This is a genomic window from Aeromonas molluscorum (assembly GCF_051376105.1).
In the GTDB taxonomy this organism is placed as follows: Bacteria; Pseudomonadota; Gammaproteobacteria; order Enterobacterales; family Aeromonadaceae; genus Aeromonas; species Aeromonas molluscorum.
Window position 1 is genome coordinate 225,001 of sequence record NZ_JBPQCY010000002.1, and the last position, 14,534, is coordinate 239,534.

Sequence of the window (14,534 nt, forward strand, 5' to 3'; positions counted from 1 at the left end):
ACCAACTCCATGCAAACTCCGAATACCAGTAAGTAATATCCGGGAGACACACGGCGGGTGCTAACGTCCGTCGTGAAGAGGGAAACAACCCAGACCGCCGGCTAAGGTCCCAAAGTTCTGGTTAAGTGGGAAACGATGTGGGAAGGCTCAGACAGCTAGGATGTTGGCTTAGAAGCAGCCATCATTTAAAGAAAGCGTAATAGCTCACTAGTCGAGTCGGCCTGCGCGGAAGATGTAACGGGGCTCAAACCAGGCACCGAAGCCGCGGATTCACACTTATGTGTGAGTGGTAGGGGAGCGTTCTGTAAGTCTGCGAAGGTGTATCGAGAGGTATGCTGGAGATATCAGAAGTGCGAATGCTGACGTAAGTAACGATAAAGGGGGTGAAAAGCCTCCTCGCCGGAAGACCAAGGGTTCCTGTCCAACGTTAATCGGGGCAGGGTGAGTCGACCCCTAAGGTGAGGCCGAAAGGCGTAATCGATGGGAAGCAGGTTAATATTCCTGCACGACTTGTAATTGCGATGGGGGGACGGAGAAGGCTAGGTGGGCCAGGCGACGGTTGTCCTGGTGAAAGTGCGTAGGCGGTATCTCTAGGCAAATCCGGAGATGCAACGCTGAGACACGAGACGAAGCCACTACGGTGGTGAAGCCATTGATGCCATGCTTCCAGGAAAAGCCTCTAAGCTTCAGATTACAAGTCATCGTACCCCAAACCGACACAGGTGGTCGGGTAGAGAATACCAAGGCGCTTGAGAGAACTCGGGTGAAGGAACTAGGCAAAATAGAACCGTAACTTCGGGAGAAGGTTCGCTCTTGACAGTGAAATCCCTTGCGGATGGAGCAGTTGGGAGTCGCAGTGACCAGATGGCTGGGACTGTTTATCAAAAACACAGCACTCTGCAAACACGAAAGTGGACGTATAGGGTGTGACACCTGCCCGGTGCCGGAAGGTTAATTGATGGGGTTAGCGCAAGCGAAGCTCTTGATCGAAGCCCCGGTAAACGGCGGCCGTAACTATAACGGTCCTAAGGTAGCGAAATTCCTTGTCGGGTAAGTTCCGACCTGCACGAATGGTGTAACCATGGCCATGCTGTCTCCACCCGAGACTCAGTGAAATCGAATTCGCCGTGAAGATGCGGTGTACCCGCGGCTAGACGGAAAGACCCCGTGAACCTTTACTACAGCTTGGCACTGAACATTGAACCTACATGTGTAGGATAGGTGGGAGGCTTTGAAGCGATGACGCTAGTTGTCGTGGAGCCGTCCTTGAAATACCACCCTTGTATGTTTGATGTTCTAACGCAGGGCCCTGAATCGGGCTCGCGGACAGTGCCTGGTGGGTAGTTTGACTGGGGCGGTCTCCTCCCAAAGAGTAACGGAGGAGCACGAAGGTTGGCTAATCCTGGTCGGACATCAGGAGGTTAGTGCAATGGCATAAGCCAGCTTAACTGCGAGACGGACAGGTCGAGCAGGTACGAAAGTAGGTCATAGTGATCCGGTGGTTCTGAATGGAAGGGCCATCGCTCAACGGATAAAAGGTACTCCGGGGATAACAGGCTGATACCGCCCAAGAGTTCATATCGACGGCGGTGTTTGGCACCTCGATGTCGGCTCATCACATCCTGGGGCTGAAGTCGGTCCCAAGGGTATGGCTGTTCGCCATTTAAAGTGGTACGCGAGCTGGGTTCAGAACGTCGTGAGACAGTTCGGTCCCTATCTGCCGTGGGCGTTGGATGATTGAAGGGAGTTGCTCCTAGTACGAGAGGACCGGAGTGAACGAACCTCTGGTGTTCGGGTTGTCACGCCAGTGGCACTGCCCGGTAGCTAAGTTCGGAATCGATAACCGCTGAAAGCATCTAAGCGGGAAGCGAGCCCTGAGATGAGTCATCCCTGACCCCTTGAGGGTCCTAAAGGGCCGTTGGAGACCACAACGTTGATAGGTGGGGTGTGTAAGCGCGGCGACGTGTTGAGCTAACCCATACTAATTACCCGTGAGGCTTAACCATACAACACCCAAGAAGTGTTTCTGGTGCTTGTAGCAAGTGCATGAACTACTTACAAATTCAGTGATAGTGACAAGCAACTAGCGAAGTCGTTATTCACGTCAGCTTTCCGAGATTGAAGTTTTTGCCTGGCGGCCATAGCGCCGTGGACCCACCTGATCCCATGCCGAACTCAGAAGTGAAACGCGGTAGCGCCGATGGTAGTGTGGCATTCGCCATGCGAGAGTAGGACACTGCCAGGCTCCTAATTAGACAATGATGTGTCGTTCACATCATTGGCCGAGAGGATGACACCTCGATGAAACGGCAGAAGATTTAGCATAGCGCTAGCCAAATTGCGGAGCGGTAGTTCAGTTGGTTAGAATACCGGCCTGTCACGCCGGGGGTCGCGGGTTCGAGTCCCGTCCGCTCCGCCACTAAATAGAGAAGGCCTTCCCATTCGGGAAGGCCTTTTTGCTTTTTGCGCTCATAAGCCACGATGGGCAGTATCAGGGCAGTTCTACATACTCTGCGATAAGCCAGTCAGTCCCTTTCTCTTTCCTTTCTGTGAGTCAAACAACCCTATCTTCTCGGCCTGACTCAAGGGGCGAACCATCATGTTACTTTTTAATTGAATGGCCATTTAGCCAATTATCGAATGCTCCCCCTGCCGCCTTCTCTACCAGCCCGGGTAGCTCAGTAATAGATGCAGAGCCAGACAGTAGTTTCGCTGGGGTGGGTCCACTCAACCCTATGCTGACAGTGGGCTGGAATATTGATGTAGTCTCCCGGTCCTAGATGGACACGCTCCTGGGCCCCGGCTTCCGGCTCGAGAAACAACAAGATAGCCTCACCTTGCACCACTAGCACCCATTCGTGCTCATCCTGATCGAACCATTCACCGGTCGGGGTGTGTTGCCCCTGGGAGAGAATGCGCTCGATCCGGAAGTGATTGGTACTGACCAAGTCGCTGAACAACTCTGTGGGCAGGGGAGAGGGAATGTGAGCAAGCAGGTTTCCTGTGTGCATGGGCTTGTCTCCGGCTGAGGTGGGTTCTCTCGAAGTGTAGAAGCTGACGACGCTGGGTGATTCATCAAATATGGCCCTCAATGAGACTCTAAATCGAAAAAATCGGGGAAATACGGCCTTACACGCTGCAATTTCGCTAAATTCTTGCTATTTTGCGCGCCATCTACGCAAACGATTTCCTTCACACTTTTCAGGATGAGTTATGGCAACGCAAGAAATGACGGCCCGCACCGGCAAGAGCGGATTTCTCGACTCCTACTTCTCCATCTCCGAACGTGGTAGCAGTGTGCGCCAGGAGCTGTTGGCCGGAATGACCACCTTCCTCGCCATGGTGTACAGCGTCATAGTGGTGCCCAATATGCTGGGTGCTGCCGGTTTTGATCAAGGCCCCGTCTTCGTGGCGACTTGCCTGATCGCGGCGTTTGGCTCCTTGCTGATGGGGATCTGGGCGCGCCTGCCGATGGCAATTGGTTGTGCTATCTCCCTCACCGCCTTCACTGCCTTCAGTCTGGTACTGGGTCAGGGCTTGAGCATTCCTGTCGCGCTGGGTGCCATCTTCCTGATGGGGGTGCTCTTTACCCTGATCAGTGTCACTGGTGTTCGTCAGTGGATCTTGGCCAATCTGCCGTCCGGTATCGCCCACGGCACAGGTATCGGCATTGGTCTTTTCCTGCTGCTGATCGCTACCAACAGCGTCGGCATGGTGATCAAGAATGAAGGCGCCGGTCTGCCCGTACAGCTCGGCGAGTTCACTGCCTTTCCCGTCATCATGACCATTCTGGGCCTGTCAGCCATCTTCGGTCTGGAGCGCCGCAAGGTACCGGGCGGCATACTGATGGTGATAGTCGCCATCTCCGTGCTGGGACTTATTTTTGATCCCGCGGTAACCTGGCAGGGCTTCTTCGCCATGCCCAGTCTGACCGGTGAGCATGGATCCTTGGTAGGCAGCCTGGATCTGCTGGGTGCCTTGAACCCGGTTGTGATCCCGACCGTACTGGCGTTGGTGATGACGGCTGTGTTCGATGCGACCGGAACCATACGTGCCGTAGCGGGTCAGGCGGGGCTTATCAACGAGCGAGGTCATATCATCAACGGCGGCAAGGCACTGACTGCAGATTCGGTCAGCAGCATGGTAGCCGGTGTGGTCGGTGGTGCCCCTGCCGCCGTCTACATCGAGTCCGCGGCAGGCACTGCGGCCGGTGGCAAGACAGGTCTGACGGCTGCACTGGTTGGCGTGCTGTTCCTGCTGATGATCTTCCTCTCCCCGCTGAGCTATCTGGTACCGGCTTATGCCACTGCGCCAGCACTGATGTATGTCGGCCTGCTGATGCTGGGCAACGTGACCAAGCTCGATTTCAGCGATTCGGTCGATGCCTTGGCGGGCATGCTGTGCGCCGTCTTTATCGTGCTGACCTGCAACATAGTCACCGGCATCATGCTGGGCTTTGTGGCTCTGGTGGTGGGTCGGCTGTTTGCCGGTGAATGGAAGAAGTTGAACATCGGCACTGTCATCATTGCCGTGGCGCTGGTCGTCTTCTATGCCGGTGGCTGGGCAATCTGATCCCCTGCTATCGAGAAGGGCTCCTGCGGGAGCCCTTTTTTGTCGGTGTGAGGAGGTTAACAATTCGGGCTCCTTTCGGTATCTCACGTTTCAGATTGAAACGTACCCTCCCTTTTCCTGTTTCAAATCCGAACCGAACAGGCCGTCATTTCTATCCCGCGTTATCCCGCTAGACTGGCTCCATCAACCATTTGTCCACCCATGGGGTGGCATGCCAAGGAGTGAGCCATGAAGAAACTGATCAATGCCGTCGATGCCGTGGTCCGTGAACAACTGATGGGAATGGCTGCCGCCCACCCCGAGCTCAAGGTCCGCATCGAACCGCACTACATCACCCGTGCAGATTCCCCGGTGCAGGGCAAGGTGGCGCTGGTCTCCGGCGGTGGCAGTGGTCATGAGCCCATGCATGGTGGTCTGGTGGGGATGGGGATGCTGGATGGTGCCTGTCCCGGTGAGATCTTCACCTCCCCGACCCCGGATCAGATGTACGAATGTGGCCAGGCCGTCAATGGCGGGGCGGGGGTGTTGTTTCTGGTGAAGAACTACACCGGCGATGTGCTCAACTTCGAGACGGCGGTAGAGTTGCTGCACTCAGATGGCATCGAGGTGGGGTTTGCCCTCATTGATGATGACGTGGCGGTCAAAGACAGTCTCTATACCGCTGGCCGACGCGGTGTCGCTACCACAGTGCTGGGTGAAAAACTGGTGGGGGCCGCCGCCGAAGCCGGCTATGACCTGGCCCGTTGCGAGGCGCTGGCCCATCGCATCAACAATCAGAGTCGTACCATAGGCGTCGCCATGCACGCCTGTACCGTGCCTGCCGCCGGCAAGCCCTCCTTCACCCTGGCGGACAACGAGATGGAGTTCGGGGTGGGCATTCACGGCGAACCCGGCATAGCGCGCCGCCCCTTCACCGATCTCGATACTCTGGTGGGTGACATGTTCAGCGAGCTGGCGGACAACACCCCCTATGGCCGCACCCTGCGTCACTGGGACAGAGCCTCCGGCAGCTGGCAGGAAGAGCACACCTTCATCGAGCCCCTCAACAAGGGCGATCGTGTCATCGCCCTAGTCAACAGTCTGGGCGGCACCCCCCTCTCCGAGTTGTATGGCGTCTATGGCCGACTGGCCAGTCTGTGCGAGGAGGCTGGCATCCATCTGGTACGCAACCTGATAGGCCCCTACTGCACGGCCCTCGACATGACCGGCATCTCCATCACCCTGCTCAAGGTGGATGATGAACTGATGACCCTGTGGGATGCCCCCGTTCACACCCCCGCCCTGCGTCGCGGCTGCTAAGGATCCCTTACTCTCATGCTAAGCAAACATCAAATCGTCAACTGGCTGCTCGATTGCGAGCCGCTGTTTACCCGGGAGCGCGACTACCTCACGGCGCTGGATACCGACATCGGTGATGGCGACCATGGTCTCAACATGCAGCGCGGCTTTGCCAAGGTGGCCGAGAAGCTGCCTGCGGTGGCGGACAAGGACATAGGCCAGGTGCTGAAAACCACCGGCATGACCTTGCTCTCCTCGGTCGGTGGCGCCAGCGGCCCGCTTTACGGCACCTTCTTCATCCGGGCGGCGGTCAGTACTGACGCCTGTCAGAGCCTGACTCTGAGCCAGCTTGGCAAGATGCTGGCCGATGGGGTGGAGGGGGTCGTCTCCCGGGGCCGCGCCGAACCCGGTGACAAGACAATGTGCGACGCCTGGTGGCCCGCGCTGGCCGCCCTGCAACAGGCGCAGCAGCAAGAGCTGTCACTCAACGATGCGTTGGACAAGGCGGTGGCAGCTGCCGCAGCTGGTACCGAGGCCACCATCCAGATGCAGGCCCGCAAAGGGCGCGCCAGCTATCTTGGCGAGCGCAGCATAGGCCATCAGGATGCCGGGGCCACCTCGACCCTGCTGCTGCTGACCGCCCTGCGTGACAGAGCGAGGTTGTGACATGATCGGAATCGTAGTTGTCTCTCACAGCGCCCAGCTGGCGGCCGGCTTGAAAGCGCTGGCCGACCAGCTGGGCAGCCCGGCCCGCCTGCTGCTGGCGGCAGGGGTCGATGACCCCGACCACCCCATAGGCACAGATGCCATCGCCGTGATGAGTGCGATAGAAAACGCGGACGACGGCAGCGGCGTGCTGGTGCTGATGGATCTTGGCAGCGCCTTGCTGAGCGCCGAAACCGCCCTCGAACTGCTGCCCCCGGAGCTGAGCGCGAGGGTGCGGCTCTGCCCGGCCCCGCTGGTCGAGGGCACCCTGGCCGCCGTGGTGGCGGCCGGTTCCGGCCTGACACTGGACGAGGTAGCCGCCGAGGCACTCGGCGCGCTGGGCCCGAAACAGGCGATGCTGCCTGCCAGCGCGGCGCAAGCTTCCACCGAGACAGCCCCCGTTGCCGACGACGGCTGGCTGCGCTGCGAGGTGGTGGTGGATAACCCCCACGGTCTGCATGTGCGCCCCGCAGCCCGACTGGTAGCTGCCCTCAAGCCCTTTGCCGCCGAACTCAGGCTGCAAAAAGGGGAGAAAGAGGCCAATCCCCGCAGCCTGACCCGGCTAACCATGCTCAACGTGCGCCAGGGAGACAGACTCACCCTGCTTGCGCGTGGAGAAGAGGCCGACGGGGCCCTGATCTGCTTCCAACGGCTGGCGGATGAGCGCTTCGGCGACTGAGCGTCGCTCGCCCCCCCCTACTGCAAGGCGCTGCATTGGCTCTGTGTACCAGTGCCGCGCCGCTCAAGACGAAGGGCTCCTCGGTATGGCCGCCCCCTTCGCCCCGATTCTTAAAGAACAAGAGAGAGGGATAACAATGGACCGCATCATCATCAGCCCCAGCAAATACGTGCAAGGCAACGGGGCCCTCGCCAACATCGGCAGCTACGTCAAGGCGCTCGGCACCAAGCCGCTGATCCTGGCCGACGATTTTGTCACCAAGCTGGTTGGCGACACAGTGGCCAGCAGCTTCCACTGCGTGGAGATCAAGCCCGAGTTCGACTGCTTCAACGGCGAGTGTTCACGTCCCGAGATAGACCGGCTGCTGGCTCGCTGCAACCAGACGCCGTTTGACGTCATCATCGGCATCGGTGGCGGCAAGACGCTCGATACCGCCAAGTCGGTCGCCTTCTACCTGAAAGTGCCGGTCGTCATAGTCCCCACCATCGCCTCCACCGATGCGCCAACCAGTGCGCTGGCGGTCATCTACACCCCGGAGGGGCAGTTCAGCGAATACCTGATGATCCCGACCAACCCCAACATGGTCATCATGGATACCGGTGTCGTCTCCCGTGCCCCGGTGCGACTGCTGGTCTCCGGCATGGGGGATGCGCTCTCCACCTATTTCGAGGCGCGCGCCAACAAGGTCTCCGGCGGCAAGACCATGGCCGGCGGTGCTCCGACCCTGGCGGCCCAAGCCATCGCCGAGCTCTGCTACCAGACTCTGCTGGCCGATGGCTACAAGGCCAAGCTGGCGGTGGAGCAGGGGCTTTGCACCAAGGCGGTGGAGAACATCATCGAGGCCAACACCTACCTGAGCGGCATCGGCTTCGAGAGCAGCGGCCTGGCCGCCGCCCACGCCATCCACAACGGCCTGACCCAGCTTGATGAGTGTCACCACCTCTACCACGGTGAGAAAGTGGCGTTCGGTACCCTGGTGCAGCTGGTGCTGGAGAACGCGCCCATGGCGGAGATCGACACCGTGCTGGCCTTCTGCCGCTCGATTGGCCTGCCCACCAACCTGCATATGATGGGGGTCAAGGCGCTGGACATGGCGCGCCTGCTGGAGGTGGCCAAAGCCTCTACCGCCGAGGGGGAGACCATCCACAACATGCCGTTCAAGGTCACCGCCGAGGATGTGCTGGCGGCCATCGTCACCGCCCACCAACTGGGGCTGTCATAACCGCGCCCACTCGTTACCTTGTCATATGAAGAGGCCCCGCAACTGCGGGGCCTTGTTGTTTCATACTGGGCAGGTTTTTATCGGGGCGGATCAGAACCCGGGTCGCCGTCAGCCGTGGTAATCGGCGGGGTCGATACCAATGAGCTTGAGCCGTCGCCAGAGGGTGGTGCGGCTGATGCCCAGATGCTGGGCCATCTGGCTGACCTGCCCCTTGCAGGCGTGGGCGCAGCGCAGTATGGCCTGGCGCTCCAGCTCCGCCAGGGTGAGCAGCGGCTGGCCCACGACTTCGTCGGCCAGCAATCTGTGGCCCTGTGAAATGGCGGCGGGAAGTGCCTCTGGCGGGATGACCCCCTCATCACAATGGAGCAGCGCGTGGGCAAGGGCACTGCGCAGCTCCCCGAGATTGCCGGGCCAGGAGTAAGCCAGCAGGCAATCCAGGGCCGCGCGACTGAAGCGAGGGGCGGGTTCCCGGCCCTGAGCCTGAAGTTGTTGGGCAATGAGGGTGGGCAGGTCGGCGATGCGCTCGCGCAGGCTAGGAACCCAAAGCTCGCAACCCTGCAAGGCATAGAGCAGCTGGCGGCCGAACCGCCCCTCTTGCACCCTCTGTTCCAGGTCGGCGCTGCTGGTCGCCACTATCCTGACTCGCAGTGGCAGGAGGCGCGCCGAATCGAAGCGCTGGATCCGGCCGGTCTTGAGCAACTGCAAGAGCGCCGCCTGCATGGGGGCGGCCAGATATTCCACCTGCTCCAGCACCAGGGTGCCGCCATGGGCCAGCTCGAACTTGCCGGCCCGCTCCTGCCCCGCCTCGTCAGAGCCCATCAGCTCCAGCGCCATGCGCTCGCTTGGCAGTGCCTGGCAGTTGAGGCTGACGAGGGGGGCGGATGCTCGCTCGCTGGCGAAATGGATCGCCTCCGCCAGCCTGGCCTTGCCCACCTCCTCCTCGCCACGGATCAATATGGCCCCCTGACTGGAGGCTGCCTGGTGGGCCGAGCGCAGCAGCTTGGCCATGGCGCTGGACGCCCCGGTCAGGGTGGCGAGATCCTGCCCCGTCTGCCGTAACTGGCCGAGGGCCCTGAGCCGGTCCAGCGGGTGCAACAGGGCGATGAAACTGACCCCGTCCGGCCCTGGCAACGGCTTGAGGCTGATCAGGAGATGGATGAAGTCTCCGCCCTGTTCCAGGGTGAGAGCCTGATGGCTGAGGGGCGTCTGCTGCTCAATGGCGAGACGCAGTCGCTGGGGCAATTGCAGATGTTGCTCCAGAGGGTGGCCCAGGCAAAGAGCGGGATCGAGTCGTAACCGCTGGGCCGCCAGCGCGTTGAGATAGCGCAGCTTGCCCTGGGGATCCCAGGCCAGCACGCCGTCATCCATGCCATCGAGCAAGGCGTAGAGCTCGCTCAGGTGGCGCTGGGACTCCTGCATCAGGGTCTCCATCTGCAGCAGGTTGGCGAGCTCGCGCCCGGCACTGACGGTGAGGGCCAGATCCCCGACGGTCGCGTCCTCCACCTTGCAGGCCAGCGCCACTATGGCGACCTGACGACCATGGCTGTTGTAGACGGGGCTGGCGCAGCAGTGCCAGGGGTGGAGGGTCTGGTTGAAGTGCTGCGGGCCGCTGACGCAGAGCGGTACCCCCTCCAGTGCCGCCAGATTGATGGCATTGCTGCCGATGCGTCCCTCGCTGAAGAAGGCACCGGGGCCAAAGCCGAGGAGGGCCAGCTCTGCTTGGGTCTCGGTGTGCCCGGTCTGGGCCAGCAGGCAACCGCTCTCATCGGTCAGCAACAGGGCGCAGGGACGCCCTTCCATGAATTCGTAGAGATCTTCGAGGGCCATCTCCCCTGTGGTCAGCAGGTCTCGCTTGCGTTGCTGCAGGCTATGCAGGGTCTGTCCCTTGGCGCTATGGGGCGGATGCCAGAGGCGGGTACTGGTCTGATGGGCACAGCGCCGCCAGGAGGCCTGCAGATAATCAGGCCAGGCCATGAGCGAAGTGCGGTCGGATGGCAGAGTCACATCGATATCCGGCAAGATGGAGGCTGTCCATTTAACCACGGCTGCCCCGCCAATTCAGTGACCTGCCTCAGAGGCTGGTGATCCACCCCGGGCCCACAAAAATCGCACCGCCCACGGGGGGCGGTGCGATTTGCGATCGAGCTGTAGCTGGCTCACTCCATCTTGACGGAGGAGGGGGCTTTGGACTCCTCCTGATCCCCTTCCTTGATCCAGGCATCGAGCAGGGTGTAACCCACCGCCAGCACCACAGGGCCGATGAACAGGCCGATGATCCCCATCGCCAGCAGGCCGCCGATGACACCGACCAGGATCAGGATCAGCGGCAAGTCGGCACCGCGCTTGATGAGGAAGGGGCGCAGGAAGTTGTCCAGGGTTCCTGCAAACAGTGACCAGACCAGCAAGAAGGTGCCCCAGGTGGTATCACCGCTCCAGTAGAGATAGCCGATGCAGGCCAACAGCACCGGGAAGGGGCCTATCTGGGCCACGATCAGCAGGAACATGACCACTACCAGGACCATGGTGTAGGGGATGCCGGCGATGAGCAGGCCGAGCCCGGCGACTGAGGATTGCACCAGGGCGGTCACCACCACCCCCATGGCGACGGCGCGGATCGCCTGGGAGGCGAGCACAGTGGCGTTATCTCCCCGCTCACCGGCCAGACGATGGGCGAAGCGGCGTATGCCAAGTGCGACAGTCTCACCCGAGTGGTAGAGCAGGCCGCAGATCCCCACGGTCAGCAGAAAGTGGACAAACAAGAGTCCCAGATTCCCGGCTTGAGAGGCGAGCCAGCGGGCCGTCTGGCCGAAATAGGGGGTCAATTTGGTGAACAACACCTGACCACCACTGGCCAGGATCTGCTGCCACAGCTCAAAGAGCTTCTCCCCCGCGAGTGGTATCTGCTTGAGCCAGAGCAGCTCGGGTGGCGGTGACTTGCTGATGGTGGTCGCCAGATCGATCAGCACGGGCGCCTTCTCGGCCACATTGGCCAGGGTCATGAACAGCGGGATCACGAAGATCAGCAGCAGCACCAGGGTCATGACGAAAGCCGCCAGGGCCCGTTTCCCCCACAGCAGACGCTGCATCATCAGCATCAGCGGCCAGGTGGCGATGGTGATCATGGTGGCCCACACCAGCGCAGGTAGGAAGGGGCGCAGCACCAGGAAGCAGGACGCGAGCAAGATGCTGAGAAACAAGACTCCCAGGGTGAGCTTGGCCAGATCCGGTTTCTTAATAATCATTGTGTTCCTTGCGTGGGGTTGAACCCCGATTGTGGTCGTCGGTGAGGGAGATAAGCCACCAGAGGCCATGGCTCAACCAGAGTCCCAAGAGTCCATAGAGTATCCCTTGCCCGCTCAGGATCAACAGGGAACTGGTGATCAATAACGGCAGACTGGCGCTGAGCAGCCCCAGCAGCAGGCAACCGGCCAGGGCGACAAAGCCGGTGAGCCAGGGGCGGCGGCATGCCCGGTTGACCGGGATCCTGCTGCCAAGCAGCAGCGTCAGACTGACGATGCCGATGGCGGCGAGGGGAGGGGATTGCAGTGCGGCGGCAGCGACACCGGCCAGGCTGGCGAGGAGTAGCCAGGGCAGCTGGCGCTGTGCCATAGGCAGCAGCCAGGGGCGCAGCAGCAGCAGGCAGAGACCGAGCAGCAGACCGACCGCCACGTCCGAGATAAAATGCACTCCGAGCCAGACGCGGGCCAGACCGGTGGCGCTCGCCAGCAGCAGGCTCAGCCCCCATGCCAGCCAGCGGTGTTTGGGCCAGGCCCAGCGCAGCAGTAGCCCCCAACCGAGCATGGCCGTGGCGGAGTGGCCGCTCGGCATACCGAAGCCGGATACGGCGCGCAGGGCGAGTTCAGGCTGAAAGTTGAAGGGGCGTGGCCAGCCAATGCCTATTTTGGTGAGCTGCACCAGCAGGCTTAGCCACAGCATGGCAAACAGCAACTGCAAGACTCTGTGCCAGCCGAGCAGGGGCAGCAACAGAGGCACCAGTAACAGCAGGAAGGGGGCCGAACCGCTCAGATTGGCAAGTTGGAGCCAGAGATTGTGTGGGCCCAGAGCCGTTTGCAGCTGGCGGATCAGCGGCAGCTCCTGACGGTGCAGCGCATTGGCTTCAGCACTGAAGTCGGTCTGCCAACGCACCTCGCTATCGGGGATCTGGGCGAGACGGGGGAGCAGCCAGTCGAGTTGATCCGGGAAACGCCTCAGCACATGGGGCAGGGCACTGGGGGGCACCAGCAGCGCACTGAGCACCTCTCCATCTTTATTGGGGGCATGCAGCAGGGAGACCGCCCCCGTGCCTAGCTGCGCCACTATGGGGGTCAGGGTCTGGCAGGCAAAGAGTTCTGCCGACTGCCAGCGACCGAGGGAGGCGATGATCCGTCCCTCGAGACCGGTCTCCTCGAACAACTCGCGCAGGGCCGTCTGGACCGGGGTCTCACCGGCATCGATATAGCCACCAGTGAGGCCGTAGCGGGACGAGACTCTGTCTTGCACCAACAACACTCTATCCTGCTGCTTGATGACGCACACGGCGCCCCGTGGCTTGGATTGATCGGCCCAAAGCGGCGCGGCGAGGAGCAGGGTGAGTAGCAGGCAGCAAGCGTATCTGAGCATAGGAGTCCATTTCCAGGGGCAGTAGGATAAGCGTCACAGAAATCAGTGACTTGGGCAACGATTTCCGTTGCGTAACCAGCGTTGAATGCGGGTGGTTTCTCCCACCGAGATTGCTCTGGCGCGCGGCTGTGCCTACTATTGGCAGCTATCCTCACTCTCCATGCAGCAACCCTTGGGATCTCCTATGAAACAGTTCGGCTTCTATCTCGGCATCGGTCTCGGCGTCATCTTGGTACTGTTCGGCAGTATCGTCATCTGCCAGGCCCTGCCAGCGGCGCTGGATGTGTTAGAGATGCCGAGTCGTATCCCCTTCGTGCGCGAGGTCTACACCTGGCTGATGAGCAGTGCCAACGGGCTGACGGGTCAGCTGGAGCAGAACTTCCTGGAGGCATTCCAGACGGTGCTCAAGCTGATACTGCTCATCACCTTCATGTGGGTCTGCGTCAAGCTGGTCAACATGGGGGTGCTGATCATCCGCGCCGGGGTGGATCTTATCCGTACCGCCATCGAGCACAGCGAATCTGCGGTCGGCAAGGATAACGAGCAGGACAACCTCTACAAATAACCGGTGTCGGTGCAACGAAGAGGCCACCCCAGGGTGGCCTCTTCGTCATTGCGTATGATTGCCTCACTCTATGTTTGGCAGGGCGTCATCGGCGGTCTGGTTCAGCATCTCTTTGTAGCGGGTCTGCAAGGCCTGAAAAGCCGGGCCCTGACGCACCTTGTCGAGGGCCTGCTGCAACAGTGCCACCTCGGCCGGATCCACGGCGGGATTGAAGGCGAAGCAGTTATCCTGCTCGGCCAGAACCGCCACTGTGACGAACTGCTGGGCGGGATAGCCAAGCTGGCGGATCTGGTAGCGCAGCATGGTTTCGTTGCCGGCGACCAGATCGGTGCGAGACAGCAGCAACTGGCGTACGACCAGATCCATGCGCGGCACCGTCATCAACTGAGTCGGCGGCATACCACGATTGAGCAGTAACTGTTCGCCCACATCGGCCTGCATGGCCCCTATCTTGAGCGTGAGCAGATCGGCCCTGTGGCGGATCTGGGGCAGGTGATCGGCCCTGGCCATCAGCACTATGCGGGACCGGCTGATGGGGCAGACCCATTGCAGATGGTGCGCACGGGGTAAGGTGCGAGCCGTGGTGAGCAGTACGGCATCGGGCTGCTGGGTCAGCAGATACCAGGCTTGGGACCATGGCAGGAACTGGATTTGGGCCTCGTCTTGCCCCAACTCCTGCCACATCAGGCGCAATAACTCGACGCTGAAGCCGCTACTGTGTCCTTGTTCATCGACACCATTGAAGGGCAGATTCTGCTCGGAGTAGTAGGTCAGCGCCGTTGCTGGCGTACTGACCAGGGCGGCCAGCAATCCAAGCGAGACAAACAGTCGCACCATGAGCATCATCCCGGTATCAGTTCCTTGTCCAAGAGTGTAGGCCCGGGAGTGATGCT

11 protein-coding genes, 1 tRNA gene and 2 rRNA genes (1 of these 14 running past the window's edge) are annotated in these 14,534 nt (G+C 60.7%); 9 read left to right on the plus strand and 5 right to left on the minus strand.

Annotation, left to right across the window (positions count from 1 at the left end):
• The 3 genes from ACSMDR_RS11680 to ACSMDR_RS11690 all read left to right on the plus strand — a co-directional run.
• A 23S ribosomal RNA gene (locus tag ACSMDR_RS11680) occupies positions 1-2,006 on the plus strand (it extends 884 nt beyond the left edge of the window).
• Between the two features lie 124 nt (positions 2,007-2,130).
• Positions 2,131-2,245, plus strand: a 5S ribosomal RNA gene (rrf, locus tag ACSMDR_RS11685).
• Between the two features lie 97 nt (positions 2,246-2,342).
• Positions 2,343-2,419, plus strand: a tRNA-Asp gene (locus tag ACSMDR_RS11690).
• Between the two features lie 259 nt (positions 2,420-2,678).
• On the opposite strand, the gene ACSMDR_RS11695 is transcribed toward ACSMDR_RS11690, so the two are convergent.
• Complete coding sequence (locus ACSMDR_RS11695) at positions 2,679-3,011, minus strand: cupin domain-containing protein (protein WP_436468351.1); 333 nt, start codon at positions 3,009-3,011, stop codon at positions 2,679-2,681.
• A 202-nt stretch (positions 3,012-3,213) separates the two neighbouring features.
• Here ACSMDR_RS11695 and ACSMDR_RS11700 point away from each other — a divergent pair, with 202 nt between their 5' ends.
• From ACSMDR_RS11700 to ACSMDR_RS11720, 5 genes are all read left to right on the plus strand, one after another.
• Positions 3,214-4,572, plus strand: coding sequence for an NCS2 family permease (locus ACSMDR_RS11700; RefSeq protein WP_436468352.1), 1,359 nt, complete (start codon positions 3,214-3,216; stop codon positions 4,570-4,572).
• A 228-nt stretch (positions 4,573-4,800) separates the two neighbouring features.
• Positions 4,801-5,871, plus strand: a complete 1,071-nt coding sequence (gene dhaK, locus ACSMDR_RS11705) for a dihydroxyacetone kinase subunit DhaK (RefSeq protein ID WP_436468353.1) — start codon at positions 4,801-4,803, stop codon at positions 5,869-5,871.
• 15 nt (positions 5,872-5,886) lie between these two features.
• A complete protein-coding gene (dhaL, locus tag ACSMDR_RS11710; RefSeq protein WP_436468354.1) occupies positions 5,887-6,516 on the plus strand; it encodes a dihydroxyacetone kinase subunit DhaL in 630 nt (209 codons plus the stop codon).
• Position 6,517: 1 nt separating this feature from the next.
• Positions 6,518-7,234: a dihydroxyacetone kinase phosphoryl donor subunit DhaM gene (dhaM, locus tag ACSMDR_RS11715; protein ID WP_436468355.1), complete on the plus strand. Its 717-nt coding sequence runs from the start codon at positions 6,518-6,520 to the stop codon at positions 7,232-7,234.
• Positions 7,235-7,370: 136 nt separating this feature from the next.
• A complete protein-coding gene (locus tag ACSMDR_RS11720; protein WP_436468356.1) occupies positions 7,371-8,456 on the plus strand; it encodes a glycerol dehydrogenase in 1,086 nt (361 codons plus the stop codon).
• Between the two features lie 108 nt (positions 8,457-8,564).
• On the opposite strand, the gene dhaR is transcribed toward ACSMDR_RS11720, so the two are convergent.
• From dhaR to ACSMDR_RS11735, 3 genes are all read right to left on the minus strand, one after another.
• Positions 8,565-10,430, minus strand: coding sequence for a dihydroxyacetone kinase operon transcriptional regulator DhaR (dhaR, locus tag ACSMDR_RS11725; protein ID WP_436469312.1), 1,866 nt, complete (start codon positions 10,428-10,430; stop codon positions 8,565-8,567).
• Positions 10,431-10,612: 182 nt separating this feature from the next.
• A complete protein-coding gene (ydiK, locus tag ACSMDR_RS11730; protein WP_436468357.1) occupies positions 10,613-11,698 on the minus strand; it encodes an AI-2E family transporter YdiK in 1,086 nt (361 codons plus the stop codon).
• A complete protein-coding gene (locus ACSMDR_RS11735) occupies positions 11,688-13,076 on the minus strand; it encodes a bifunctional NUDIX hydrolase/phosphatase PAP2 family protein (RefSeq protein WP_436468358.1) in 1,389 nt (462 codons plus the stop codon). Before ACSMDR_RS11735 ends, ydiK begins: the two co-directional genes overlap by 11 nt.
• Before the next feature lie 184 nt (positions 13,077-13,260).
• Here ACSMDR_RS11735 and ACSMDR_RS11740 point away from each other — a divergent pair, with 184 nt between their 5' ends.
• Positions 13,261-13,641 carry a hypothetical protein gene (locus ACSMDR_RS11740; RefSeq protein WP_005897529.1) on the plus strand — a complete coding sequence of 127 codons (381 nt, stop codon included), beginning with the start codon at positions 13,261-13,263 and terminating at the stop codon, positions 13,639-13,641.
• Between the two features lie 63 nt (positions 13,642-13,704).
• On the opposite strand, the gene ACSMDR_RS11745 is transcribed toward ACSMDR_RS11740, so the two are convergent.
• Complete coding sequence (locus ACSMDR_RS11745) at positions 13,705-14,487, minus strand: substrate-binding periplasmic protein (protein ID WP_436468359.1); 783 nt, start codon at positions 14,485-14,487, stop codon at positions 13,705-13,707.
• Positions 14,488-14,534: the final 47 nt, after the last annotated feature.

Coding starts and splice junctions, on each gene's coding strand:
- ACSMDR_RS11695 (WP_436468351.1), bottom strand. CDS start 3,011: ATGCACACAGGAAACCTGCTTGCTCACATTCCCTCTCCCCTGCCCACA.
- ACSMDR_RS11700 (WP_436468352.1), top strand. CDS start 3,214: ATGGCAACGCAAGAAATGACGGCCCGCACCGGCAAGAGCGGATTTCTC.
- dhaK (WP_436468353.1), top strand. CDS start 4,801: ATGAAGAAACTGATCAATGCCGTCGATGCCGTGGTCCGTGAACAACTG.
- dhaL (WP_436468354.1), top strand. CDS start 5,887: ATGCTAAGCAAACATCAAATCGTCAACTGGCTGCTCGATTGCGAGCCG.
- dhaM (WP_436468355.1), top strand. CDS start 6,518: ATGATCGGAATCGTAGTTGTCTCTCACAGCGCCCAGCTGGCGGCCGGC.
- ACSMDR_RS11720 (WP_436468356.1), top strand. CDS start 7,371: ATGGACCGCATCATCATCAGCCCCAGCAAATACGTGCAAGGCAACGGG.
- dhaR (WP_436469312.1), bottom strand. CDS start 10,430: ATGGCCTGGCCTGATTATCTGCAGGCCTCCTGGCGGCGCTGTGCCCAT.
- ydiK (WP_436468357.1), bottom strand. CDS start 11,698: ATGATTATTAAGAAACCGGATCTGGCCAAGCTCACCCTGGGAGTCTTG.
- ACSMDR_RS11735 (WP_436468358.1), bottom strand. CDS start 13,076: ATGCTCAGATACGCTTGCTGCCTGCTACTCACCCTGCTCCTCGCCGCG.
- ACSMDR_RS11740 (WP_005897529.1), top strand. CDS start 13,261: ATGAAACAGTTCGGCTTCTATCTCGGCATCGGTCTCGGCGTCATCTTG.
- ACSMDR_RS11745 (WP_436468359.1), bottom strand. CDS start 14,487: ATGATGCTCATGGTGCGACTGTTTGTCTCGCTTGGATTGCTGGCCGCC.